Here is a 26,828-nt window from a genome sequence, read left to right on the forward strand (position 1 = left end):
TTGCGTTATGGAAATACCTAAACAAGTGTCGGAATTAGCAAACAGTAGCGGTTACAACTCCGTTGTCTTATCAGCCAGTTCCCCTGAAGGAAGCATCTATTCCGTGGGCTGTGTTGACGGGGATGGTTTTGAGTTGCCTGTCGGTCTTCCCGCCTTTATTCTGTTCGACGGCCAGTCCTGCCGTCTGGTGGACGGTGAGGAGGGGCTGGCACTTTCTTCCCGTTTATTTGGTGATGAATAGTCCCATGATTTTGGGATTTACCAGTTTGTTGTCTATTCTTATCACTCCCACACGGCCCGCTTTCATGCTCTGTATGTAATTGCTTGCATCATCCTTTCCGGTTTGCGGGTCGAAGAACCTTGTCTTTCCTTCAGTCACCTCCGCGCAGAACACGTGTGCGGAGCCGCCTTTCCAGGCACAATATATCTCGTATATTCCATCCTCTCTGAATTTTTCCCTGAAGTATTCCTTCAGCCGGTTTGCATTCATTACTTGATATCCCTTTCTGACCTGCCATTTATAGGTATAGTCATAATCCGGCTTTGTTCCGTCCCGGTTCAGGAAACGTTCTTCCCATGTGATACCTTGTTTTGCCATTTCATTGTATGCGCTTTGTCTGATGTTGGGTTTTGCCTCGATGTCAAACCCCAACCTTCTGAGCATGTGTGTCACGGTGCAGGTCTGGCAATTCACGCGGTATCCTTCCTCTTTTCCGAATTTAGGGTTCTCCTTTCCCTTGTTCGCCTGTTCGTATGTCATCGGCTTGCCTTTGGTAACGCCGAGTGCCTTTTCTATCTTGAGATTGTTGCGGGCGATGTCGGTTTTTTCCTCCAGCGTCAGGTTGTCCGGCATTTCGGCTATCATTTCGTTGATGCGCCTGGTCAGTGCGTCCACGGCTTTTCTTGCTCCCGGATGCGCTTCAGTAACGTAGGGGTGTTTGTCTGAAAACAGTTTGCCGTCTTTTCCCGGATTGTTTTCCAGACCGTCATGTGCCTTGTTCTGCCCGTTTTCGTCCGGTACCGCTGTCGGCGCTTCATCCGTTGATGAGAGCGTGCACTTGCAGTTCCACCGGTCCCCCGGTCTGTGCTCGTTCCAGAACGGATCATCGACGGGGCGTATGGTTCCCCAGAATATTCTGTGGTCGGCTCCCGGATGTATGGATGTGGACGGCATCCATTTGAGATTCGGCAATATGTCCTTTTCCCTTTCGAACTGTCTCCAGTCCGCGGCCTGGTGTGCCCGTATGACGGCCGTGTCGTATTCTGTACGCAGCCAATGGATCATCTGGTGGTCGGCTATGGGCATGGCTTCCTTCACCCACTGTTCAAACGGCTTTAAACTTCCGTTTTTGTCCAGCAGCAGCGCTGCCATGTCGTTCTGTGCCCTGTGTACCTTGAAAGCTGCGAACACGGCGTTGTTCATTCGGATTTCACGGTAGAAGTCATAATCCGGATCATCGGTTTTCCGTGTCCCAAACCCCTTGTCGGTGGCTTTGTTCATCGTTTTCCACGTGGCCTCGAACAGGTTCTCCTCGATGTCGGTCATTGGATGGAAATCTTTGCTGTATATGTTCTTCAGGGCTTTCTTCAGTACCTCTTCATCGAACGAGAATAAAGTTTCCACCTGTTTGTCCTCCATTCTGTAGAGGTCGTTCATCACCATTCTAAAGCTGCCCCGTCTCTCCCCGGGGCTTTCCCGAAAAAACGTTTCAGCCAGTTGTATGCGTTTTTAAGGGCATTTTTCTTTTCTTTGGGTGTTCCTTTACCGTGCTTTTCCAGTTCCGGTTCTTCTTCCGGATCCGGTTCATCCTCTTCCGCCTTTTCGGTCTTTCGGGCCTTCGCCGCCTCGATTTCCGCCGCTTTCTCCTCCTGGCGTTTCTTCAGCTCGTCATAGTTTGCCGGTTTCTCGATCCCGAATTCCTCGTAGAGGTAGTCGTCACCTACCGGCAGGTTGAAGTTCGTGCGCAGCTGTGTGAGGATGGACATCTTTTTCTCCGGTTCGATAAGCTTCTTTTCCGGATAGCAGAACTCCCCGCCTGTGGTGTCTATTCCGAGCATTGCGAATATGTCGGCCATGTCATAGTTGAGCACGTCGAGGATGTCCTGCCTGTCGGAGAGCGTCACTTTCTCCTCCACGTCCTTGTGTACGGTTCCCAGTGCCTGTGTGCCCTTGTCGGAGGCTTCGGTGGTGAGCGTGTTTCCGAGGAATAGCTTTGAGATTTCGTTGTTGCAGCGCTCGCAGAGCTTGTCGTAGAGGTCCGCGCTCCCTGTCTTGTTCGCGGCTTCCACGAGCTTGAGCACCGTATCCTCCGCGTGCACGAAAACCGACAGGCTTCCGGTGCTGTCCGCGTCGTCCAGCGCCTTCTGCCGTGCCTCGTCGTCATCCGTGGGATACGTGTACTCCCTGATGGGCGCTCCGAACACTTCCGCGAACTGTGCCCAGTCCGCCACGTCGTTACGTTTGTATATCACCCAGATGGCTGCTTTCACCAGCAGTCCGGGATCGTCGGGTGAACCGATGAACAACAGGTCGGGGTACTCGTCCCAGGACGTCCCGGTGGTGTCCGTCTGGTGCCGCAGTATGAGCCTGCGCACGGGATCGACGTGTTTGCGCGGTATCAGGTCGTAGTTCACCCATTCCCCCTTGCGGTAGAACTGCACGAGTGAGAACCCCCAGAATTTGGCGTCCAGGATGTCCCCTATGAACTTCCGGAACCATGGGGACCTGATCTGCTTGTTCACCTTCTCGTCCGGCTTCCCGTTCCTGCGGAATTCTATGGAAGATGCCAGTGCGGCATTCTTCCGTTTCTCTATGACACTTGTCAGGTGCGTATCCATGAGTATGTCGCTGAACAGGTCGTACAGCCTGAAGCGTCTGGAGTAGTCCACATTCTCGAAAGCCCTTACCGCGAGCATGTAGTCCGCTATGTCTATACCGAACCTTCTGGGCTGTGTCAGTATGATGGTTGCGGGTCCTTTCTGCCCGGGCCTCGGCAGGTTCCCGCTTTGGGTTATCTTTCCGGCCCCTTTCTTTCTTTTGCTCATATTACCAATGGTTTACACGTTTACGGTTGCTTTTGATAAGGAAATTGGATTTTGCCGCCCTCGTCTCTTCGGACAGCAGGGGCAGGCCGTCCACCGATATCTCCTCGGCCGCCACGGCTTTCAGCCATTCAACCGCCCTTTCGTGGCGTTCCTTCCGCAGCGGTGACAGGTTCCTCGGGTTATGTATGCAGAAAATGTGGTACACGGCTATGTCGATGGCCATCATCAGGACAAGCTGGTTGCGTTTGTCACCGGTTGCCGTGAATATTTTGTCACAGTCGTAACGTCTGGAAAGGTAGCAGCGCATCTCGGCGACGGCGCGGTCCTCGCATATCTCCACGACGGCGTCGTCCTCCCTTGTCAGTGCGTCCAGAATCTCGCGGTGTATGCTCGCGTCGTAGTCTGAAAGTTCGATAAATTTGCTCATAATGATAGGTATTGAAGTTTACACTCTGTATTTGTTTTGTGACCGCGTGCTTTTCCTTGTGACAATGACGGGCTTTTCCGACTGTCTGGCCTTGCGGTCTATAATTCTGTTTCCCCCCTCCACGCAGTCGGGTCCGTCTGCCGGATAGGTCAGTTGCAGGTTGAACAGCTTGAACTGTTCCGCCATCCGTTTCATGTGCGGGTTGTCCTTTTCGGCCTCGTTGAGTATCAGGTTCCCCTCCCGGTTGAGCGGTTCCAGGTTCGCCTCGATACGTGTGGCCTTGTCGGTTTTCTTCTCCTCGTCTCCGGTGATGTACAGTGATATTTTCCTTTCCCTGCGTATCCGCCGCACGATGGGCTGGAATACCTGCTGGAAAAAAGGATCCTGTAATTTGTTGTTCTCCATGTAACAGTACACGGTGGTTTTTCCGCCCACGAACTCCAGCAGCTTGATGTACCACTCTACAAATTCCGCGTTCAGCCCCCTGTCCAGGAACGTTTTTATCAGATAAAGCCTTCCCGCGAGTTTCCCGAGCAGGCACACCGTTTTGGTGGAACTTTTTTTCGTCTTGTTCTCTCCCGGTGCGGGGTCCCCGTATATCACCAGGAACTTGAACCTGGAGAGTGCCGGCACTTTCCCGTAGGTGATTTCCGCGAACACGCCGCCGTCCACCACCGGGTTGTTGAAGAACTCTTTCTGTGCCGCCGCCGCGCTCACCAGTGAAAGGAAGAGGTCGATATCCTCCTCGGAGTTCTTTTCGGGCCATACGGACAGTCCGTCCTTTCCCCGGATGTTGATGATATCCACGTGCCCGATTCCTTTCGCTTTCAGTTCGGTGGCCTTTTCGATGGCCCTTTTGATGCAGCAGTCCGGCGCGATGATGTTTCCGTTGAACAGGATGCGGTAGTTTCCCGATACGGACATGGTCGGTATCAGCGCCTCCTCCAGCCATTTCCATTTGGTTTTGATCCGTTCCGGATTCCGGCACTCCTCGTCGGTGTCTATATCGTCCACCAGAATGAAGTCCGGCCGGAAGTTCTTGTTACGCGTACCGCGCGGTGACTGCCCGGCTCCGATGGCGCGGAAGGAGCATCCGGACATGCAGGTGAACTCCCCGGTTTCCCACGCTCCCGGTTTTTTCTGCTGTCCGTAGTCCTGTATGATCCGCTGGTTCTCCTCGAAGTTCGCCATGAACGGCAGCAGTAGCCTTTCCGCATTGTCAGCCGAGTTGGAGATCAGCAGCACGTTGCGTATCTTTTTTGTCAGTGCCAGTTTGGATATCTCCATCATGGAGCGTGCGGATTTCGCCAGCTCGCGTGACCAGGCCCTTACCTCGTACCAGCGGTTGTTCCTCATCAGCCGCCCGGTGGCTTTTTTGTGGAAGGCGGCGGACTCGCAGGTGCAATACATGGCGAAGTAGTATTTGAACCACTCCTCGTCGTTCTTCTCCAGCCTTTCCCGCCTCTGCCTGATTTCCGTTTCCGTGTCCGTGGGGTTGATGTCCGAATGTTCTCGCACGGATGCCACCAGCTCGTTCCAGTTGTCCAGTGCGATCCTGTCCTGGGGTGTGAGTCTTTTCTTTGCCATGTCAGGATAATTTTGATTTGACAAACGCGTCCAGAAGCGGGGTGATCTCCTTCGCCTGCGTGGAATCGTAGGTCCGCACCCATTTGAGCAGGTCGGAGAACACGGAGATGATGTCCGCCAGCCCCACTTCCGTTTCCAGTTTCTTGATGGCGTTCGACAGTTTGGAAATGGTGTCCGCTTCCGCGGCGTTCGGGAACCGTTCCCCTTCCGGCTTTCCCATGATGGCGTTGTTGAGTTCCGCCAGCTGCCGGTACAGGTTCTTCAGCTGCTCCTCCCGTGTGATGGTTATGGAAGCCTTCAGCTGCTCCCAGTTTCCTTTGCCTATCCAGTTGTTCACAGTCACCCGTGAAACCCCCACACGCTCGGCTATTTCCGCCTGCGTGAGCGTTTCGCGGGTGTAGAGCGTTTTCGCCCATGCCTTTTTCTGCTCGTTTGTAAGTTCGGCCATATTACCTCCTTTTTTACGTGCAAAATTGATAAGGAAAAGGAGCGAAAAAAAACGCGCTCCGCATGATGACATTTTAAAGCGTCATGGCAATCCTTTAAAGTCTCCATGATGAAAACGCGGTTTGAAAAAGGCTTTTAATCCCCCTAATTTCGCACCGTAAACTTTGCAGGGAAGGACCTGCCAAAACGATAGTGACATGAGTAGATTTTTCAATATGATACCCGGAACCGATGCCTGTTGCATCCTTCTTTACGGTGACATCGGTGAGTACGATGATAACGTGCGCAGCGGTGATATTGCCCGTGAACTTCTGGAAGCGGAAGCCCTGACCGGGAAGGTGGACGTGCGTATCAACAGCAACGGCGGCGAGGTTTATTCGGGCATCGCCATTTTCAATGCCTTGAAGAACAGCAAGGCCGACATTACCATCTACGTGGACGGCATCGCCGCCAGCATGGCCTCCGTCATCGCCCTTTGCGGCAAGCCCGTGCAGATGAGCCGTTATGCCCGTCTGATGCTTCACAGTGTCCAGGGCGGCTGTTACGGCAACAAGGATGAGATGAAGGACTGCATCCGTGAGATCGAGGCGCTTGAGGATACCCTTTGCGAGATGTATGCCACCCGTATGGGCAAGGACAAGGAGGAAATCCGCGCGATGTATTTTGACGGCAAGGATCACTGGCTGCGTGCCGACGAGGCGCTGGCGCTGGGGCTTATCGACGGTATTTATGACGCTGACCCGGTACCGGAGGACAGTACCCCCGAACAAGTATTTCAAATATTCAATAACCGGCTGCACAAGCCACAAAACGAGAATAGCATGAATTTAGACGAACTCAAGAGACGTCCGCGGTTCAAGAACTGTGCGACGGATGACGATTTCCTGCGTGAAATCGGACTGCTGGAAACGGAGGCTGGCAAAGTCCCGGCCCTTGATGCCGAGGTCACCCGCCTGAAGGGCGAACTGAAGGTGTTCCAGGACAAGGCGGATGCGGATGACGCTGCCGCGCGTAAGAAACTGCTTGATGATGCGGAACAGGACGGCCGTATCGATGCCGCCACCCGCCCCATCTATGAGAACCTTCTGGCAAAAGACCGGGAGAACGGGGAAAAGGCATTGGAGAAGCTTTCCCCCAAACGTAGTGTCATGACCGACCTTCGTGTGAATCCGACGGGTGAAAGCCCCTGGAACAAGCGCATGAGCGAGATTAAGGACAAGTTGAACCATAAATAAAACATTTGCCATGGCAATAGTAGTAAGAAACACGAATTACAACGGCGAGGTACTGGAGAAAATACTGGTCCTGGCCACCACCGGGAATGACCTTGTAGAAAAAGGTCTGATCATGGTGATCCCCGGTGTGGAGAAAAAAATCAGCCTGCCGCGTATCAAGACCGGCAAGATGCTCCAGAAGCGTAAGGAGAACCCGACTTTGGAAGACTCGAAAGGCAATTTCAATTACTCGGAGAAATCACTGGATCCGGAGGACTTCATGGCGTTCACGACTTTCAATCCCCGTGCCTTCGAGCATGTTTGGCGCAAGTGGCAGCCGAAGGGCAACCTCGTGTTTGCCGAACTTCCCCCCGAAGCGCAGAACACGCTTCTGGATGAACTTAGCAAGAGTGTGAAGTTCGAGCTGGGCTGGCATTACCTGAACGGCGAGTTCGGTTCGGACGACGACCACCTTTTCAACGGTATCCTGACCCAGGCGGCTAAAGATCCGGATGTGATCGTGGTTCCGGCTCCTTCCGATACTTCCATGATCGGCAAGTTGAAGGCTGTCCGCAAGGCTATTCCAAAAGCCCTGCGTGAGAATCCGAACCTGCGTATCCTGATGAGTATTGACGACTTCGACAAGTACGATGACGAGCTGACCGAACGCGAGTACAAGAACACGAGCGAGACGGACATCAACAAGAAGCGTTACAAGGGCATCACCATCGAGACGCTGAATTCCTGGCCTGATGGCCTTATCGTAGCCACGCTCTGCTCGATGAGCGCTGACGGCAACCTTTTTGCCGGTGTGAACCTCCAGGACGACGAGGAGGTGATCCAGATTGACAAGTGGATGAACTCCAGCGAGCTGTACTTCTTCAAGCTGCTGATGAAGGCCGATACGGAAATCGCCTTCGGCGAGGAGTTCGTGGTGCTTGACACCCGTGAGACTCCGGTGTTCAAGGCAGTGGAACGCAGCATTTCTGCCGACCCGGCCGCTCTTTCCTTCAAGGCCGCCGGTGAGAGCAAGGAGGTGAAGGTCACTGCCTCCGGTGATTACAGCGTGGTTTCCATTCCTGCCGGTTTCACGGCAGTCGGTACCGATGGCTCTCTGACGGTCACCGCCGGTGTGAACAGTAGCGGCAAGGCGGTATCCGGCACACTTGTACTGGGCCTGGACGCCGATCCGGAGAAGAAGGTGGAGATAGCACTGTCCCAGGCGGCCGTTGATGAAGAGGAAGGCGGTGAGTGATGGGAAAGCTGAAGTATCTTGTCATCCATTGCACGGCCACTCCTGAAGGGCGTGAGGTAAGCGGTGCGGAGATTCGCGCCTGGCATACGAACCCCGTCTCAAAGGGCGGCCGCGGCTGGAAGCAGGTGGGCTATACCGACCTGTTCCATTTGAACGGCGGAGTGGAACGCCTGGTGAACAATAACGAGGACGCGAATGTGGACCCGTGGGAAGTGACCAACGGCGTGGCCGGTTACAATTCCGTGAGCCGCCATATCGTCTATGCCGGCGGGTGTGCAAAGGATGGTAAAACGCCTGCGGACACCCGTACCTCCTGGCAGAAAAAGGCGCTTGAGAAGTACGTGAAGGATTTCCATCGTCGTTTTCCCGATGTGAGAATCGTCGGTCACAATGAACTGGCGGCCAAAGCCTGCCCCAGTTTTGATGTACAGAGATGGCTTAAACAAATAGGTATAACTCAATAAATCAACAACAACATGAAAAGATTTCTTTTATTCTTTGTGCTGATACTCGGATTCGTGTCAGCAACTTTTGCCCAGACCGGTACAGTACCGGAAGTCGATTATAGCGCGATGATCACCACCTTTGCCGGTTTTGTCGGTGGCGTGGTGTTGCTCACGGAAGGGATCAAGGCTCTGTTTCCAAAAATGCAGGGCTTGGCGACACAGATTGTCAGCTGGTGTGTGGGCATTGTGGCCGCCATGCTTTTATGGTGGCTGGATGCGGGCTTTGTCGCTGATGCCACGTGGTATATCGCGTTGTGTTACGGGTTCGGTGCGTCCCTTGTGTCCAATGGTGTTGCCGATACGGGATTTGTCCAGTGGCTCATCGGACTGTTTGCGGGTAAGGATGCCGGTAAATAGGCTTTGACCTGAAAGACCAGTGTGCGTATGGACTTCAGTGCTGTCATGAATCTGGTGCTGGGCGGTGGTCTGGTAGCCACGATAATAGCCATCATCACCCTGAAATCAACGGTCAGGGAAGCGAGGGCGAAAGCGGAGAAGGCTACCGCCGAAGCCGAGACGGTACGGATTGACAATACCGAACATGCCACCCGTATCCTGATCGAGAATATTGTAGAACCCTTAAAAGAGGAACTGAATGAAAACAGGAAAGCTTTGCAGGCGACCCGGCGTGAAATGGCACGCCTCCGGAAAGCCATTGATACTGCCAACAGTTGCAGGCATCATGATGATTGTCCTGTTCTTTACGGGATGCGCGAGTACTCGAAAGAGCAGGACGGAGGTGAACCGGAACAGCAGCCTGTCGTCAAGCGCCGACAACGTGTCAAACGTGAGGCGGGGGTTGTTGATGACGGGGATTCCGAAATCGGCGGTGAGCCTGATGATTCCTCCGGACAGCCTCCGTAAACTTCCCTCCGGTTCGTCCTACCATTCCAGGAACGGGCAGGCGGGCCTGACGGTGAAGAGCGATGCGACCGGCAATATCATAGCGGAGGCATCCTGCGACAGCCTCCAGCGGCTGGTACTGTGTTATGAGGAGGAACTGACCCGTATCCGTAATGAGACACATGAGGACTCATTCACAGTTGAAACGGAATTTGAACGTCGCTTTAGTCCCGTTAAAATAGCGCTGGCCGCTTTTATAACCGGATGTGTTGCCGGCATAGTATTAACTTTCAAAATCAAGAAACAATGAATAAGAATTTCATGTACGGCGTCGGTGCCGTGAAATACAAGGACTTTGTGGTGGGTTACATAGAGAAGAATTCGTTTGACATGGGCGGGCAGAAACCCGAATCCGCCAAAATCGAGGCGGAGCAGGTGCCGGGAACCCCGGTGCTTATCATTCCCCAGTCGAATGGCAGCATCGCCCCCACGTTCAACGTTATCCAGCTGAACTACGAAAACCTGCATAGCTTGCTGGGTGGTACCATGCACTACAAGGAAGAGGACTCGGAAAAGAAAACCCCGATTGGTTGGACGGCCCCAACGGCAGCCGTGTTGCTGACCGGTCCGTGGGAAATAGCCCTTGTTTCGGGGCAGAGCATCCTGATTCCCAATGGCACGCTACTTTCCAATCTCGGCGGCAAGCTGACCCTGACAGAAACGGCGAAAATCGAATGCACGCTGGAAGTGGCCATGCCGGAAGACGGCTCCCAGCCCCATGGCGTATTCAATACGGATTCTATCCCGGAAGAGTGGAAACAGTATAAACTGCCTCCTGCTGAATCTGCCGCTGCTGCTTCCACTAACCCGGCCGAGGAGTAGCGTATGGACGAAGCTGTCATCAAGCAGATCCAGCGTGAGGGTGCGGACGCGCTGCTGGATATCGGTGTGAGCGTCCCGCTGAAAGCGTTTCATATCCCTTTCAGGAAATCCCCGCTGGAGCTGCGCGTGACCATGAGGCGGCCTTATATGTCCGGTCAGATTCTTTTTGCCCGGACATATTTGTCGATGGGGATCACCAGTGAGGAGATGTGGGGGTTCAGCAAGGAGGAGGAAATGCAGTTTCTGGCCTCTCACGGCAAGGCGGTGAGCCGTATGGTGGCCTATACCCTTTGTCGTGGCCCTTTCAGCCGCCGCGTGCTTTTGCGCCCGGTGGCATGGCTCATAAGGAACTTCATGGAACAGCGTTATCTGGTGGGTGCGATCAAGCGTTTTGTCAGCCTGATGGGTACCGACCCTTTTATACCTATTATCAGATCAGCCGAGCGGACGAATCCGATGAGCTTGAGACTGAGCCAAAGAAAGAAGGGGAGTTAAAGAGCCGTTATGAAGGCTCCCATAGCCCTTTCGGTTTTGTGTGGCAGATTGCCAGTGCCACCGGCTGGAGCGTGGACTATATACTGAACAAGGTGAATTACCAGACCCTGATCATGATGCTTAGTGACGCTCCCCGGTATGTCCGTGACAAGTCCGGATCTTCCGGTCCTGCGGATGAGCGGAGCGCCGAGGATGAAGCGGATGGAATAGTAGGATTTTTTCAAAGCAAGCTAAAATAGATGAAACCGGTACAAATAGAATTCCTTATGGTGGACCATTTGAGCGCCCGTCTTGACAAGGCCGTGGGCAAGATCGAGCGGATGTCCCAGCAGGCATCGTCCGCCAACAGACAGATCCGGGAACTTGACAGGAGCGGTTCCCTGTTGAACAACACCGTCGGCAAGCTGGCGGCCGCCTTTACTATCAAGGAGCTGGTGTCGAACATCACCAAGGTACGTGGCGAGTTCCAGCAGCTGGAGGTGTCGTTTCAGACCATGCTCGGCAGTGCGGAGAAGGCCGACACCCTGATGCAGCAGTTGGTACATACGGCCGCGACCACTCCTTTCGGCCTGGAGGATGTCGCGCAGGGTGCCAAGCAGCTTCTTGCCTACGGGTTTGAAGCGGAGAAAGTGAACGAGACGCTGATCCGCTTGGGTGACATCGCTGCCGGACTTTCCATCCCTTTGAACGATCTGGTCTATCTTTACGGCACCACCATGTCCCAGGGACGGCTTTATACACAGGACCTGAACCAGTTCACCGGCCGGGGCATCCCTATGATCGCCGAACTGGCCAAGCAGTTCGGCGTGGCTGAAAGCAAGGTGAAGGAGCTTGTGGAGGAAGGCAAGGTCGGTTTTCCCGAAGTGCAGAAGGTCATAGAGAGCCTGACGGACGAGGGCGGAAAATTCGGTGGTCTGATGGAGGCACAATCCAAAACGATAACCGGACAGATCTCCAATATAGAGGATGCCGTTTCAATGATGTTCAATGAAATCGGGCAGCAGTCGGAAGGTGTCATCAACACCACGCTTTCCGGTGTTTCCTACATGGTGGAGCATTACGAACGTTTCGGCCGTATCCTGCTCGGGCTTGTCGGCACGTATGGTGTGTACCGGACTGCCGTCATGACAGTCACGGCCGTGAAAGGCTGGGCGGTGGCTGCGGAGGCGTTGCATTACAACTGGCTCCTGCTGGTTGAGAAAGCGCAGAAAATGCTCAACCGGACCATGCTTTCCAATCCCTATGTGCTGGTTGCGACCCTGCTTGCCGGTGTTGCCGTGGCACTGATCTCCATGAAGACGGAAATCGAACGTTTGCAGGAATCCGAGGAAAGGTATCAGCAGCAGAAGCAGAAAACCATAGAGGCCGAGGAAGAGCACAGGCGCAAAATAGAGGAACTGTGTTCCATTGCCGGGGATGAAGCCGTGTCCACGGATGCCCGGCGTGAGGCGCTAAACAAGCTGGAACAGAAATATCCGGATATATTCTTCAAATACGACACCGAGTATGAGAAACTGAAGAATATCAAGAAAATCAAGGAAGAGATAGCCCGATTGGAAGCCGGTGAGTCCATATCCAATCCCGCCAATGAATTGAAACGTGTGGATGACAGGATAAAAGAACTTGAAGGCAAGACCCGGTTGGCAACCGAATATTACCAGGACAGCTACGGGCGGCAAAGAGCCCGATATGTCCAGAAATCCGCACGTTCAAGGGATGAGGAGGCAGAGCTTCAGAATCTGTACGGAAAACGCAAGAGCCTGAACGGACAAATCCGCAAGGACGAGGTAAATGCCTATTTCGAAAACCTGACCGGTGTGAGTAACGAGACCCTTGCACAGCAGATAAAGCAGCGTAGAACCCTGCTTGCCCGGATGTCTGTCCAGGAGAAGGAATACGGAAAGATTACGCAGGGTGACGAAAATCTTACCGGAACTTATTCCCGTGACGAACTGAAGTATCAGCTGAACAAACTGGTTTCGGAACAAAACCGGCGTAACCTGCCCACGGATTCAAGCACTGACTGGGTGGCTGCGGCAAAAGAGAAATACCAGGACGCGCTCAAGGCTTATAACGCCTTTCTTCAGGAAACGTCCAACAGCCTTTCCCGTGAGGAGTTTGAGAAGAAGGCGAAAGAACTGAAGGATGCCGTTGATACCGCCAAAAAGGAGTACGACAAGGTCAAGCCCGGTGAGGATAAGGATTCCGAGGCCGAACGGAAGAAGGCGGACAAGGCGGAGAAAGAAGCCCAACGCCGCAAACAGGTTTCTGAAAAGCTGGGCCAGGAACTCGCCGGGCTGCAAAGGAAGAATGACGAGGCGGAGATTGAGATGATGACCGAGGGGCTGGAGAAGAAGCTGCGCCAGATAGACAATGAATACCAGGCACGCAAGGATGAAATAGCCAGGCAGGAAGCCGGTTGGAAACGTGACAACGCGAAAGCGGGGCAGTCCGGTTCGCTGTCGGAAGATCAGCAGTCCGAAATAGACAAGGCCCGTGAGCTGAACGAGTCCGGCCGACAGAAAAAAATAGCGGAAGCTTATCGGGAAGAGTTCGGAGTGATGCAGGAATATTTGCAGGCCTACGGCACCTTCCAGCAGCAGAAACTCGCCATCGCGACCGAATATGCGGAAAAGATACAAAAGACGACATCCGGCAGCGAGAAGCTCTCTCTCGGTGTTGAACGTGACAGCAAACTTGCCGGCATCGAAGTGCAGGAACTGAAAGCCCGTATTGACTGGGGTACTGTCTTCGGTGAATTCGGCGGGATGTTTTCCGATATGATAAAGCCTGTATTGGCGGATGCCAGAAAATACATGCTCACTGACGAGTTCCGAAATGCCGACCATGCCAGCCAGGACGCGCTTGTCTCTGCCGTCCAGCAGATGGAGAGGGCTTTGGGCGGTTCCGGCAAGGTCAGTTTCAAGAAACTGGGTGCCGAGGTTACTGCCTACCAGAAAGCCCTTTCAGACCTGAAGGAGGCACAGGCGGTGTATGCGGACACCTATACGGCACTCATTGCCGCCCAGAAATCATACATTGAGGCGCAACAGTCCGGAACCGAACAGGAGAAGGAGTCCGCCCGGCAAGCCCTGGAAACGGCGCAGGCCAATGCCGATGCCGCGAGTGAGAATATAAACGCCTTGCAGGAAACGGCTGACAGTGCCCGGCAGTCCCTCTCGAATACTGCCTCCGGTCTGAAGGCCAGTATGGAGAATGTGAGGGACGGATTGCAGCAGATTGCCTCCGGCAGTATCAGCGGGGCGTATAATGGCCTGATCACACTCGGCAAAGGTGCCAAGGAAGTGGACGGCAAACTGGGCGAGGCTTTCGGAAAGGTTTCCGAAACACTTGAGGATGTGCCTGTTGTCGGCTGGATTGTAAGTATTATAGACCTTTTCAAGGATGGTTTGAGTGTGGTCATCGGTGGCCTGCTCGACGCGGTGTTCAATGCCGTGAGCGGTATTCTTGACGATGTGCTTTCCGGTGATCTTTTTGTGACTATCGGAAAATCGCTGCTTTCCGGTGTGGGCAAGATATTCGACGCATTGACCTGGGGCGGATTTTCCTCCTGGACGACTTCAAGCAATGCCAAAGAGGTCCAGGAAACCATCGACCGGCTGACCGAGCGCAACGAGACCTTGCAGACGGCTATCGAGGACCTGACGGAGGAGATCAAGGCGAGCAAGGGTACAAAGTCCGTGGCCGCCTACCGGGATGCCTACAGGCTCCAGCAGGAGACGAACTCGAACTATCTGGACATGGCCATGTCGCAGGCCGGCTATCACGGTTCGCATCACAGCTGGAATTATTACTGGGGCGGTTTCTCACAGGAACAGATTGACCGTTTGAGCGGTCAGATCGGGCGTAGCTGGAACGGTGACATCTGGAACCTAAGTCCGGAGGAAATGAAGAAGTTGCGCAGTAACGTGGACATGTGGACGCAGATCCAGGATACCGGCAAGGGCGGATATGGAGGTCGTCTGACCGAGAAGCTGGATGACTATATCGACCAGGCGGGCAAGCTGGAGGAACTTACCGACCAGCTGTATGAAGGTCTCACCGGTATTTCCTTCGACAGCATGTACAGCAGTTTCGTGGATAACCTGATGGATATGAAGTATGATGCCGCAGCCGCGGCGGAGGACATATCCGAGTATTTCATGCGTGCGATGCTGTCAAACAAGATCGGTGAGCTGTATTCCGACAAGCTGAAAGGCTGGTGGGAGAAATTCGGCAAGGCGATGGAAGACAATGACCTTACAGAAGCCGAGCGTAAGGCCCTCCAGGACGAGTACATGAAGTATGTCGAGGAAGCCGTCGCTCTTCGTGACAATCTTGCCGCGGCCACCGGGTACGATAACTCGGGCGGTACGAGCCAGAGCGCCAAAACCGGCGGTTTTTCAGCCATGACACAGGACCAGGGTACAAAACTGGACGGCATGTTCACCAGCGGGTTGCAACACTGGTCGAGCATCGATGAGAAGATGGAGAGCGTCATCGACAAGATGAACACCGCCGAGGGGCATCTTGCCCGTATCGAGGAGAACACCGGCACGAGCGCGTCGCACCTTGGCAAAATAGAGGAAGAGATTCGTAAAATCAATCGTGACGGAGTAAAATGCAAATGATATGGAAAAGATATTAGGCGGTCTGGTACTTGTCAACGGTACCGACATCTGGAGTACATACGGGGTGTTCCTCGTTGAGGACAAGCGCGGCGGGATGGATAACCTGACCGCCATCCTGACCCCGAGCAAGACGAAAACGGACACGGCTGTGAATATCCGGGAGGAGGACGGGGAGAAATATTCCTCCGTGCTGACGCCCAGGAACGAGGCCCGTGACGTGACGCTTCATTTCGCCCTGTTTGGCAAAACGCAGGCCGGCTGGCTGAAGAAGTATTTCGAGTTCATCAATTTCCTGAAGAAAGGCCGTGACGGGTGGCTTGAGATTTCCTTTCCCCAACTTGCCCTGACTCTCCGTGTGAAATATACGGATTGCAGCAAGTTCCAGCCTCTGACCTATCTCTGGAAGGAAGGCGTGCACGCCGGCAAGTTCAAGGTGAAGTTCCGGGAACCTGTCCCGGTCATATAAATGTGATTCAAACCCTATTCAAACGACGTTTAAACAAGATACAGACATGCTGACCATCTATGACAGCAACGGCAACAGACGGACCGATATCGAGGCGGGCGACAGCTCCACCCAGGTGAAGGAGGTGCAGGGTGACAATGTCCTGACACTCTCTTTCACGCATTACGAATATATCGCCCTGGACGTGAATGACCGGGTGGACTTTGAGGGTGAGCGCTACTGGCTGACCGAACGGTACACCCCGAAGCAGAAGAGCGGCCAGGAGTGGGTATATGATTTGAAGTTTTACGGTATCGAGAGCCTGGTGAGACGTTTTCTTGTGCTGGAAACCACCGACGGGAACACCGAGCCTGTGTTCACGCTGACAGCGACTCCGCGTGAACACGTGGCCATGATCGTGAAGTGTATCAATGACGGAATGAACCACACCACCGACTGGAAAGTGGGGCGGGTGGACGGTACGGACCTTATCGTCATCGATTACGAGGGGAAGTACTGCAACGAAGCCCTGAAAGAGATAGCCGAAGCGGTCGGCGGGCAGGCTGAATGGTGGGTGGAAGGCCAGACCGTGAACGTGTGCCGGTGTGAGCATGGCGAGGAAATAACGCTGGGCTACGGGAAGGGACTGACCGGAATCGAACGCGACACGACGGGTACCGACAATTTTTATACCCGGTTGTTCCCGGTAGGCAGCACGCGGAACATAGATCCGTCAAAATACGGGCATAGCCGCCTGATGCTTCCGGGGGGCAGGCAATATGTCGAGATACATACGGAGGAGTACGGCATCTATGACCGTTACGAGCAAGACGCCTTCAGCGGCATTTATCCCCGCAGGATCGGGGCTGTCAGCAGTGTGCGCAGCGAAGATGTGAAAGATGACGACGGCAACCCTTTCACGGTCTATTATTTCAGGGACGACAGCCTGAACTTCGATCCGAACGATTACGAGCTGCCCGACGAGACCAAACGTGTATCGTTCCAGGACGGTGACCTTTCCGGACTGGGGCAGGGTGAGGACCACTATTTCGAGGTGAATTTCAACAGTGCCACCCGTGAGTTCGAGATTATTACGATATGGCCCTATGATGATGACACGCAACTCCCCGGCGGCAAACTTATTCCGAAATCCGGTGACCGTTATATTCTCTGGAATATCCGTATGCCGGACGAATATTACCCGCTTGCCGAGGAGGAGTTTCTTACGGCGGTGGAACAGTTCAATACCGAATGCTGGCAGGATCTTGCCGTTTACAAGGCCCCGACCGACCATGTGTGGATTGAGGAGAACGGTGTTTCCCTGTCCGTAGGCCGCCGTGTGAGACTTGAAAGCGAGGAGTATTTCCCCGAAACCGGTTATCGCAGCAGCCGCATCACGAAAATTACCCGGAAGGTGAACCAACCCGGGGAGATGGACATCGAGATCAGCGATGCCCTGCATAGTGGTGCGTTTGAACGGGTGAATGACAGTATCGGGGAACTGAAAAACTATACGAAGTCAAAGGCGGAGGGTGCCGCGCTTCCTGACATTATCCGTAGCTGGGACAAGACACTGCCTACGGACAACAATCTTTTTTCCGCGCGGAGAAGTCAGGCGGAACACATCAGCAAAAAAAAGAATGACCGTGCAAAGGGGAAGATCACCTTCGAAGCGGGAGCCTCTTTCGGACAGGAGGATAATGCGGGTATTGATGACAAGGGCAATGCCGGGCTGCTGACCCTTGTCGTGCGTGAGCTTCTTCGCAGTCCGAAATTCGTGGACGGTCTTTTCGGTGAGGGCTGGCGGCTCTGGATGGAGGACGCTTTGTCCCATCTGACCATCGACAAGCTGACGGTACGCCAGGTCATGGTAGTATTGGAGCTGCTTATCGAGAAGGTACGCAGCGTCGGCGGCCAGCTTTGTGTCAGTGCCGCCAACGGGAAAATAAAGACCGCTGTTCTTGAGGGCGGTTACTGGAGGATCACCTTCGAGCAGGAGAACACTTTCGTGGCCCATGACCTCATGCGCTGCCAGACCTTCAGCGGCGGGAATTTGAAAAGCTATTGGGTTGAGGTGGCCGGCGTGGAGGGTGGTTCCATCCTCGTGGGCGAGGACGAGTTCGGCGCTTCTCTTCCGGAGTCTGGTGACGAGTGCGTGCTGATGGGCAACACGGAGAATCCGTTGCGCCAGAACCTGATCCTGATCTCCGCCACCGAGGACGGGCAGCCCCGTGTGGACGTGATGGACGTGGTGAAGGCGAAGAACTTCACCGGCTGCCTGCGTGCCCGTCTGGGCAACCTTGACGGTATCAGTGACGACTGGTTCCCTTCAGACAACCAGCCTCACGGTGATGGCCTGTACAGCGACAACGCCTACCTGCGTGGTACGTTCCTTCTGGTAACGGGCGAGGATATCAAGACGAAGTTCGAGATAGTCGAGGGGAAAATCGTCAGTTCCGTCACCGCCCTGCGGAATGACTTCGCCACCGAGCGCGGCTACCTGAATAACCCCGCCTTTGATGACGGCCTTATGAAGTGGAACACGGAGAACGAGACCGTGTTCTTCCTTGTGGGCAACCGGTGGATCTGGGCGAACGGTAACGTCTTGACGAGGAAGGGTGACAGCGCGAGCGTGACCGAGGATGACGGCCGTACGGTTGTCCGGATTCGTAACAAGTACATCCTCCAGAAACGTGAGAACCTGAAAAGTATTCCCTCCATGCCTGAAAATGACAGTGGGGAGAAGGAAGCCGTCCCGGTGTTCCTGACTTTCTTTTACCGCTGTGCCAAGGCCGGCACGCTGCGTGTGGAGTTTGTGGGTGTGGATAAGACAGGCTTTGCCAATTTCAACAGCATGGAGGTGGAGGAAGAACTGTCCGCGACCGACGGGTACGTACAGTACACCTGTAGCGGACTCTGGAACGGTACAGGTGATTTTAAATTGAGTTTTACCGGTGATATTTACCTGTATATGCTCATATTGAGCACCGACCGTGTTGAATCCCTGACACACCGTTATAAAACCCTTTTCGAGCAGTCGGAGCGTCTGGTAAAGATTTCGGCGGCGGTGTTCGACAAAGACGAGAACCTGCTGGAAGAGACCGGCCTGATGGTTACTTCCAAATATTCCGGGTTGTATGCCATTGACGGTGATGGAAATTTGAAATCCCTTGTAGGTGTTGGGGGTGACGGCGTAAAAATCAAGGGCGATAATATCACGTTGGAGGGGCTTGTTACGGCTAATGATAATTTCAAGATTCTGGAAGACGGTAGTATTGAGACGCGCAACGCCAAGATTTATGGTACAGTGTATGCCTATGAGGGTAAAATCGGCGGTTTTACGATTGATTCCGGACGGTTGTACTGGAAAGCCGGTGATTATTTCGGCAATGATTCCCGCAGTCTGAAACTTGGTGTCTCACAAACGGACATGGAGGGTATTGTGGATGTGTCCTTTAATGCCGCCACGCAGGGACGGTTCGGTGTCAAGGCCGTAGGCTCGAATCTGGGTGGTGCCGCTATCTATGCCTCCAGCAAGTCCTCTGGTCAGAGCTATCCTATCAGTGCCAATACTTATGCCGGCTATTTTGACGGTGGTGTGCATGTGAACGGGGCGGTGTATTGTGGTGATATCCTGTCGAACAATTACGGTACGGGATGGAGCCTGGCCAGCGATGGGACATACAGTTACCGAAAGGGTGTTTCAGGTACCTTCCAGTGGGCTGTAAAGAGTGATTTTATAACTTATAACTATACCCTTGAGGTTGTTAATGGAATTGTCGTTAAGATGACATATATCTAAAAATAAAGGATATGAAAGTAAATTTTAATGTGTATTTTAAGGATTTCGACGGTAGCGTGCTGTTGATTGATAAGAAACCCCAGTGTATGGGAGTCATAGTCTCCCAGTGCCTGTTCAACGGTACCGGTTTCCGTCCGAGCGGTAATATTCAGACGGATAATGAAAAGAAATTACATGCTTACAGTCTTTGCATGAGGATTATGGGTTCCGATGCGGATGTGGATCTGACATCGGAGGATGCGGTTTTGATAAAGGAAGCTGTCACCGGTCTTACTCCGGGCTGTTATTCCCAAATAGTGAAACAGATAGAAGGGTAATGGAGGATTAGCCATGACAAATGCGGAAAAACAGGAGATCCTGAACGCTATCAAGGCCGAGAGCCAGAGCGTTGATGAACTTGTGGAGGTCAGCTCCCTTGACAATATCAAAAGTCTCCCCGCCCTTCGCGGCAGTGAGCTGGTGAGTGCTCCGCTTACCCTTTTGCGTAAACCGGCCGATGATGCCGCTGCCACGGCGAATGCGTCTGCCACGAAAGCGGATAATGCTGCGGCTTTGGCGAATAAAGCTGCGGGTATGGCGTCTGATGCGGCCGGTACCGCCAATCAGGCTGCTGAAACTGCAAATTCCGCCGCGGCAGCGGCATCCGCGGCTGCGAAACAGGCGGAGGATGCCGCCGCCGGTGTGAACGACGGCTTGGTCGGTGGCATGACGGCCGTCCCTGATGAGGAGAACGACACGGTGAAACTCACCCTGCTGGGGAAGACCGGGACGGAGATTGCCTCCGTTGATATTCCCGGTGGTACGGGCGGTGGCGGTAACACGTATAATGTGACGGCGGAAGTCCCTTTGGAGAGCGGTTATTATGTCCTTTCCTCCGCGATCGGTGCCGTGGATGAGAAATACCGTTACAAGGGCCGTTGCATCACCTATGAAGTCTCGCAGGGCAAATGGGAGACCAAACAGTTCGTGGGGACAAGTCTGTCGAGCTGGGAGCAGGAGGCGAGCTGGGAGGACTTCGGCGGTGCCGGAACGATGAAGAGCCTGACGGTGAACGGCGAGAAGAAAGTTCCCGACAGCGAGGGCAACGTGGATCTGACCATCGACAAGCTGGAAGTGGACGAGAGCCTGGATGCTGACAGTACCAATCCCGTCCAGAACAGGACCGTCGCCGCCAAATTCCAGGAGGTGGAAGCCGGTACCGTGTTCGGCATGAGCGCGGAAGTGAGCGACGACGAGAGCAGTGTCCGCCTTGCGCTGACCAACAAGAGCGGGGCGGAGATCGCGAGCGTTGACATCCCGGCCGGCAGCGGTGGCGGCGGTGAGTCCTCCACCACCAAGATCGTGCTGCTTGCCGAGACCGACAAGAAAACCGTGAAGGAAGGCGGAGCGGTGAAACTTACCTATACCTATGACCACCAGGTTGCCGGCGGTGATGACAAGGGTAGCAGTACCGGACAGAAAGCGACCGTCACCATCCAGGTGAAGCGCGGGACGACCACCACTTATTCCTCCTCGCTGAAGGAAGTGAGCAAGGGTACCTATACCCTTGACCTGACCAAATACCTGCTGGTGGGCACGAGCGACATCTACGTCATTGCCGAGACTACCGATCCCACCACGGGCAAGGCGCAGAAGAAGCAGGCGTACGTGAGCGTGAAGAGCGTCACCCTGTCCCTTTCCTGCGGTTACAACCTGGCGGCCACCATCCAGAACGGCGGTTACGGTACCTATGATTCCGCGAGTATACCCTACGCCGTGAGCGGTACCGGCACGAAAACCGTCAGCCTGTACGTGGACGGTGTACAGCAGAACGCGCATACGGTCACCCGCAGCGGCACGACGAACGGCAGTTTCGAGGTTTCCATGACCGGCCTGTCCGTGGGGCGGCATACCGCCCAGCTGGTGGCCGAGATGGAAACTGACGACCTCACGCTGAAAAGCGAGAGCATCCATATCGACCTGCTGAAGGCCGGAACCGGCGCGCCCTTCATCGGTTTGAAGCTCATTCATGCCGACGGGCATATCCTCGGACGGGACGAGCATCTGGAGCCGGTCCTTGAAGCCGGCCGCTACGAGAAGCTCACTTTCGACTGGGTGGCCTATGATCCCGACCGTGTGCCCGCTGAAGTGGAGTTCTGGAAAAACGGCGTCAAGAGCAGTACCGTGAGCGCTCCCCGCAGCATGATGACCTACAGTAACCGGTTTACCGAGGAAGGCACGCAGACGCTTGTCCTGAAAGCCGGTCCGACCGGGTACACTTTGCGCATCGACGTGGGTGAGAGCGGTATCGATATCAGCGAGGCCACCTACGGCCTGGCGGTCAAGCTTGACGCGGCGGGCCGCAGCAACGGGGAGAGTAACCCCGGAACATGGGAGTCGAACGGCGTGGAGACCACGTTCGAGGGTTTTGACTGGAGCAGCAACGGCTGGACGGGTGAGGCGCTGAAGCTGACCAACGGTGCGAAAGCCGTCATCGGCTACCGGCCCTTTGCCACCGATGTGAAAAGTACGGGACTGACCATTGAACTGACCCTCCGGGTAAGCAATCCCACTGACAGCGATACCGCAGTTGTGGACTGTCTCGACAGTGGCAAGGGGCTTTATATCACCCCTTCGGAAGCGAGTTTCAAGACCGGTGAGAAAGTGTCCTATACCAACGAGGACGACGAGCTGGTGGAGCGTGAGATCAAGCTGGGCACGAATTATGTGGAAGACCGGTGGATCAAGGTGGCCCTCATGGTGGGTACCCGCAATGAGAGCCGTCTGATGGAGCTTTATGTGGACGGCAACCGTACCGGTGCCGACATCTACGACAACGCCTTCAGCTTCCGCCAGGACAATCCGAAATATATCACCATTGACAGCGCCGGGGCGGACGTGGAGGTAAAGAGCGTGCGTATCTATACCCGCCGGTTGAGTGACGACGAGGAACTGGAGAACCGGATGGTGGACAGTGCGGACGGTGAGGAGATGATCGCGCTGTACGAGGAGAACGATATCCTGGGTGATACCGACACTGTGGATATGGACAAGCTGCGTGCCAAGGGCAAGGGGGTGCTGCGTATCGTGCGCCAGAACAAACTCGATGACGTGTATGCCGAGAACAACAAGAAGACGGACTTTTCGGCGGATATCTTCTATTACTCCCCTTTCGGATCCGAATACGACTTCGTGCTTCGTGACTGTTATATCCGTATTCAGGGTACCAGTTCCACGAAATATCCGAGCAAGAACATCCGTATCTATATCAGCAAGGGCGGCACGAACCTTAGCTTCACCGTTGGCGGCAAGGAGCAGGCGGAAAAGAAATATCCCGTCCGTCCCGGTGGCATCGCCATGAACCTGATCTGTCTGAAGAGTGATTATTCCGACTCGTCCATGTCGCTGAATACAGGCGGTGCCAAACTGTTCAACGACGTGCTGAAGGAGATGGGGCTTCTCACCCCTCCGCAGCGTTACCAGTACGAGACGGGCGGCAGCGATTTGAACGCGGTCACCGTGCGTACCGCTATCGACGGTGTGCCTATCGACATGTTTGTGGCGGCTGCGGAGGACGGTGAGAACGACTATGTGGGGCAGTACAACTTCAACAACGAGAAAAGCAAGAGCGGCGACCTGTTCGGCCTTAGTGGCGTGGAGGGTTACGATCCTGCCTGTCCCCTCACTCTGGAAATGCTGAACAATACCGAGGCCATGTGCCTTTTCAAGACCACAAGTGACGCTCATCTGGAGGAGGTGTTTGATGCCGGTGCCGAGACCAACGTTCCGGATGATGTGAAATGGGCGGGCCTTGACGAGTCGCAGCGTACGGCCGTGAAACGGTTGTACGCATGGATACGCTCGTGTGTTCCGGACGGTGCGACGAGCGCCGACCTCTCCACTTTTAAGAGCGAGAAGTTCAGGGACGAGATAAGTGACTATTTCGACAAGGCTTTCCTGCTGACGTATTACCTCTGGACGGACTATTTCCTTGCCGTTGACCAGCGTGCGAAGAACATGATGCTGCGCACGTGGGACGGCCTGATATGGTACATCACCTACTACGACGGTGATACCCAGATGGGAAAACGCAACGACTGTTTCCTGGTGTATGACTACACCACCGACCGCGACACTTATGATGCCGAGGCCGGGAAATATGCCTTTGAAGGCCGTGACAGCTGGCTTTGGAACCTCGTTCTGGCCAACCTGGACGCTGACCTGAAGACACAGGCGCAGGCTCTTCGCGGTGTACTTACCACCAGCCGTGTCCTGGACATGCTGAACGTGGAGCAGGCGGGCAACTGGTGCGACCGTGCCTATAACAAGAGCGGCGAGCTGAAGTACATCCTGCCCGCCACGCAGGAGATGTACGGCAAGGTGTGGCCGTTCATCTACGCCCTTCAGGGCAGTAACCGTGCGCACCGTGAATATTTCGTGCGTAATCGTTTCGCCCTTCTGGATGCCAAGTACGGCACGAGCAATTTCACCAGTGACAACATCGACCTCTATCTGGCACGTACGGCTGCTGACACCCCCGACGTGCTGAAGATTACGGCCAACGAGGTTTATGCTTTCGGCTACGGTACGAACAACAGCCCGAATATAGGGAATACCGGCATCATCAAGAAAGATGCGGCTGCGAGCCTTTCCATCACCGGTGCCTATACGGTGAACGATCCCTTGAGGGTTTATGGCGCGAGCCGTATGAAGGTGCTGGATATGAGCGGGGCCGCCGACCACCTGAAAAACGCTTTCGACCTGGGCAAATGTACCGTGCTGCGCGAACTGAACCTTCAAAGTTCCGGCAACGGCAGTACCGGCTGGTGGTTGAACATCGGCAACTGCAAGCAGCTACGTAAACTCAACCTTCGTAACCAGGCACAGGCGAAAACCGGGGGAAGTACCAGTACCGAGCTGGATTTGAGTGCGCAGACCAAGCTGGAAGAACTTGAGGCCCGCGGTACGCAGGTGCAGAGCGTGGTGCTAGCCAAGGGTTCTCCCGTGACGCTGCTCCACCTTCCCGGTACACTGACCAGCCTCCGTCTGGAATATCTGGGCAGACTGACCACCGGCGGGCTGACATTGGAAAGCTACAGCAAGGTGAAGACCTTCATCTTTGACAGTTGTCCAGGTATTGACTGGGAAACCCTGCTGGGCCGTTGCACGAGTGTGGAACGTATCAGAGTAACCGGTATTGACCGCGAGGATGACGGTACGTGGCTGAATAAGTTTGTCGGGATGGGCGGTGTGGATTCCGATGGCAATACTACGGACACGTGCGCTTTGGTGGGTACGGTACAGCTCACGCGCTACATTGATGACGATACGTACAGCGCTCTGAAGGCGCACTTCCCGGAACTGAATATCCGGCAGCCGGAATACACGATGATCGAGTTCGACGACGAGGTATCGGATGACGCGAACGTGAGCAACCTTGACAACGGTACCGGCTACAAGTATGACAACGCGTATGAGGTGAGCGGTCATATTTCCGCCATCCTGAAGCAGCGTCACCGTGTACTTGCTAAAGTGACTAAAAAAGCGACGACGCGGGGTGTGAACATGGCGAACGTTGATACCACGGTGAACAACCTGGACGGTGAGATGACCTACTACCCGCTGGACGACACGGACAGCAACAAGTACGCCGACGGCACGGCTGCCAGACTGGACGGCACTGAAGGTGACTGGATGATGTACGAGCCCTTCTTCTGGAGCAAGGGTATCAATGATTACCTGAACGGCAAGCATTACTCCTGTTACAGCAGTAACGGTTCGGATAACATGCCTTCCGTTCCGGATGCTGACGTCCTTACGCTTGACGACATTAAGGGCACGAGTGGCGGTTATCTTTCCGGTCGTAAGATCATGAGCGGAAAGGATACGCTTTCGAACAGCTACAGTACTGACAGTACGTATTCGGTATGCAAGGTGAACGTGGACGGTTACAAGCGTGTGCGTTTCCCGAGCGTTCCCGGTACAAGCCTTGTCGGAAGCATTTTCACAGACGATTCCGGCACGGTCATCAGTTCAATCGTCGTCCCTACCTTGAGCAACAAGTTCGAGGCCGGTATGTACCTGATTGCCGATGTTCCGGAGGGTGCCACTGCTCTTCACTTCTCCATTCTGAACACGGCAGAGTTCGATAAGGTTGTCCTTTCTAACAGTGACAGGATCGAGGATATGGAACCCGAATGGGTGCCTAATGACGAGCACTTGTGTGCCGTTGTGGGCAGCAGTGTTGTCGGTTCCAAACTTCGCGCCTGCATTACCGGCGGGAGCACTACGGCGAGCATGACCTGGGCTGATTTTCACTATTACAGTGTCCAGCGTGGTATGCAGCAGATTGATGCCCTTATGCACTCGCGCATCGCGAATCTTTTCTACGCGAAGTACGGTCGTCGTGACAGCCAGGAACAATGCGGCGCGGGCTCTCACACGAACAACCGTACTACGGGTGGTACGGCGAGCCGCGGGATGACGGACACGATCGGCTACGAGGAAGCCTCCTCAATCAACCCTAATGTGACGAACAGCCTGATAGAAAACTCCGTCCACCAGTATGCGTGGTACCGTGAGAAGGATGACTACGGCGGGGCCACGGTTACGCAGGTGAATAATATTTGCTGCCTTGGCTACGAGGACATCTATGGTCATAAATATGACATGATGGACGGCGTGGACCTCCCTAATGACACGGGCAATTCCGGGAAGTGGCGCATCTGGATGCCTGACGGCAGTACCCGCCTGGTTAAGGGTTCCGTGAGCTCCGGTATCTGGATTACCGCCGTGGCGCATGGCAAATATATGGACGTGATTCCGGTGGGTTCCGTTTCGGGTTCCTCCTCGACAAATTACTGCGACATCTACTACATATCCACTGCCTCCGTCCGTGTGGTCTATCGCGGGTACAACAATGCGAATGCGAATGGCGGTGTGTCGAATGCGAATGCGAATAACGATGCTTCGAATACGAATGCGTATGTCGGCTCGCGTCTGGCCTTCCGCGGCCGGCTCGTCAGGGCGTCAAGCGTCGCTGCGTTCAAGTCGTTAAGCGAGGTGGCATGACCGGCAGCGTAAAGCGTCAAAGCGGGAGCGAAGCGACAAAACGTCCGGTGTTCCCCGAGCAGGGGAACGCCGTTCATTACGGGCGTCAGCCCGTCGAAAAATATTTTTTGACGTCAGGTTTTGTATCTGTTTGTTAAATAATAATTTGAAAATAGTACTTTTGCATTTGAAAGGTGGCGCCTCCCCATAGGCCGTGTGG

At 54.4% G+C, this 26,828-nt stretch carries 20 protein-coding genes; 15 read left to right on the top strand and 5 right to left on the bottom strand.

The window, feature by feature from the left end; all coding sequences use genetic code 11:
* Positions 1-7: 7 nt before the first annotated feature.
* Positions 8-241, top strand: a complete 234-nt coding sequence (locus KTR07_RS05160; RefSeq protein ID WP_005846335.1) for a hypothetical protein — start codon at positions 8-10, stop codon at positions 239-241.
* Here the strand turns inward: KTR07_RS05160 and KTR07_RS05165 are convergent.
* Genes KTR07_RS05165 through KTR07_RS05185 form a run of 5 tightly spaced genes read right to left on the bottom strand, consistent with a single transcriptional unit; the run spans position 224 to position 5,507 of the window.
* Positions 224-1,639 (bottom strand): toxin glutamine deamidase domain-containing protein, encoded by a 1,416-nt coding sequence (locus KTR07_RS05165; RefSeq protein ID WP_042971669.1) that lies wholly within the window; start codon positions 1,637-1,639, stop codon positions 224-226. The genes KTR07_RS05160 and KTR07_RS05165 overlap by 18 nt on opposite strands.
* A 17-nt stretch (positions 1,640-1,656) precedes the next feature.
* On the bottom strand, positions 1,657-3,045 hold the full coding sequence (locus tag KTR07_RS05170; protein ID WP_005846339.1) for a DUF935 family protein: 1,389 nt from the start codon (positions 3,043-3,045) through the stop codon (positions 1,657-1,659).
* Position 3,046: 1 nt separating this feature from the next.
* The gene (locus tag KTR07_RS05175) at positions 3,047-3,472 is read right to left on the bottom strand and encodes a phage protein Gp36 family protein (protein ID WP_004327405.1); all 426 of its coding nucleotides are present in this window, start codon (positions 3,470-3,472) and stop codon (positions 3,047-3,049) included.
* Positions 3,473-3,490: 18 nt separating this feature from the next.
* Positions 3,491-5,059, bottom strand: coding sequence for a hypothetical protein (locus KTR07_RS05180; protein ID WP_149882698.1), 1,569 nt, complete (start codon positions 5,057-5,059; stop codon positions 3,491-3,493).
* 1 nt (position 5,060) lies between these two features.
* On the bottom strand, positions 5,061-5,507 hold the full coding sequence (locus KTR07_RS05185) for a hypothetical protein (protein WP_004327418.1): 447 nt from the start codon (positions 5,505-5,507) through the stop codon (positions 5,061-5,063).
* A 196-nt stretch (positions 5,508-5,703) separates the two neighbouring features.
* On the opposite strand from KTR07_RS05185, the gene KTR07_RS05190 reads away from it, so the two are divergent.
* The 14 genes from KTR07_RS05190 to KTR07_RS05255 are packed head-to-tail and all read left to right on the top strand — an operon-like array spanning position 5,704 to position 26,629.
* Positions 5,704-6,741 (top strand): head maturation protease, ClpP-related, encoded by a 1,038-nt coding sequence (locus tag KTR07_RS05190; RefSeq protein ID WP_005846345.1) that lies wholly within the window; start codon positions 5,704-5,706, stop codon positions 6,739-6,741.
* Between the two features lie 10 nt (positions 6,742-6,751).
* Complete coding sequence (locus KTR07_RS05195) at positions 6,752-7,975, top strand: BACON domain-containing protein (protein WP_005943934.1); 1,224 nt, start codon at positions 6,752-6,754, stop codon at positions 7,973-7,975.
* Positions 7,975-8,439 carry an N-acetylmuramoyl-L-alanine amidase gene (locus KTR07_RS05200; RefSeq protein ID WP_004327421.1) on the top strand — a complete coding sequence of 155 codons (465 nt, stop codon included), beginning with the start codon at positions 7,975-7,977 and terminating at the stop codon, positions 8,437-8,439. Before KTR07_RS05195 ends, KTR07_RS05200 begins: the two co-directional genes overlap by 1 nt.
* A 12-nt stretch (positions 8,440-8,451) precedes the next feature.
* Complete coding sequence (locus KTR07_RS05205; protein WP_004327422.1) at positions 8,452-8,838, top strand: hypothetical protein; 387 nt, start codon at positions 8,452-8,454, stop codon at positions 8,836-8,838.
* 27 nt (positions 8,839-8,865) lie between these two features.
* Positions 8,866-9,345 carry a hypothetical protein gene (locus KTR07_RS05210; RefSeq protein WP_042971660.1) on the top strand — a complete coding sequence of 160 codons (480 nt, stop codon included), beginning with the start codon at positions 8,866-8,868 and terminating at the stop codon, positions 9,343-9,345.
* Complete coding sequence (locus KTR07_RS05215; protein ID WP_051997801.1) at positions 9,320-9,634, top strand: hypothetical protein; 315 nt, start codon at positions 9,320-9,322, stop codon at positions 9,632-9,634. The genes KTR07_RS05210 and KTR07_RS05215 overlap by 26 nt, the downstream gene beginning before the upstream one ends.
* A gap of 11 nt (positions 9,635-9,645) precedes the next feature.
* Entirely contained in the window at positions 9,646-10,206 is a 561-nt protein-coding gene (locus KTR07_RS05220; protein WP_008667129.1) for a hypothetical protein, read from the top strand.
* A 3-nt stretch (positions 10,207-10,209) separates the two neighbouring features.
* Positions 10,210-10,701 (top strand): hypothetical protein, encoded by a 492-nt coding sequence (locus KTR07_RS05225; RefSeq protein ID WP_004327425.1) that lies wholly within the window; start codon positions 10,210-10,212, stop codon positions 10,699-10,701.
* Positions 10,702-10,739: 38 nt separating this feature from the next.
* Positions 10,740-10,940, top strand: a complete 201-nt coding sequence (locus KTR07_RS05230) for a hypothetical protein (RefSeq protein WP_005846360.1) — start codon at positions 10,740-10,742, stop codon at positions 10,938-10,940.
* Positions 10,941-15,332 (top strand): tape measure protein, encoded by a 4,392-nt coding sequence (locus KTR07_RS05235; protein ID WP_149882697.1) that lies wholly within the window; start codon positions 10,941-10,943, stop codon positions 15,330-15,332.
* A 1-nt stretch (position 15,333) separates the two neighbouring features.
* Entirely contained in the window at positions 15,334-15,798 is a 465-nt protein-coding gene (locus tag KTR07_RS05240) for a hypothetical protein (RefSeq protein WP_004326780.1), read from the top strand.
* Between the two features lie 46 nt (positions 15,799-15,844).
* Positions 15,845-19,579, top strand: coding sequence for a hypothetical protein (locus KTR07_RS05245; RefSeq protein WP_149882696.1), 3,735 nt, complete (start codon positions 15,845-15,847; stop codon positions 19,577-19,579).
* Between the two features lie 11 nt (positions 19,580-19,590).
* Complete coding sequence (locus KTR07_RS05250; protein ID WP_005943920.1) at positions 19,591-19,896, top strand: hypothetical protein; 306 nt, start codon at positions 19,591-19,593, stop codon at positions 19,894-19,896.
* Positions 19,897-19,909: 13 nt separating this feature from the next.
* Positions 19,910-26,629, top strand: coding sequence for a hypothetical protein (locus KTR07_RS05255; protein WP_217315222.1), 6,720 nt, complete (start codon positions 19,910-19,912; stop codon positions 26,627-26,629).
* Positions 26,630-26,828: the final 199 nt, after the last annotated feature.

Origin of the sequence: Bacteroides sp. MSK.20.82, assembly GCF_019052485.1 — a bacterium.
In the GTDB taxonomy this organism is placed as follows: Bacteria; Bacteroidota; Bacteroidia; order Bacteroidales; family Bacteroidaceae; genus Bacteroides; species Bacteroides thetaiotaomicron.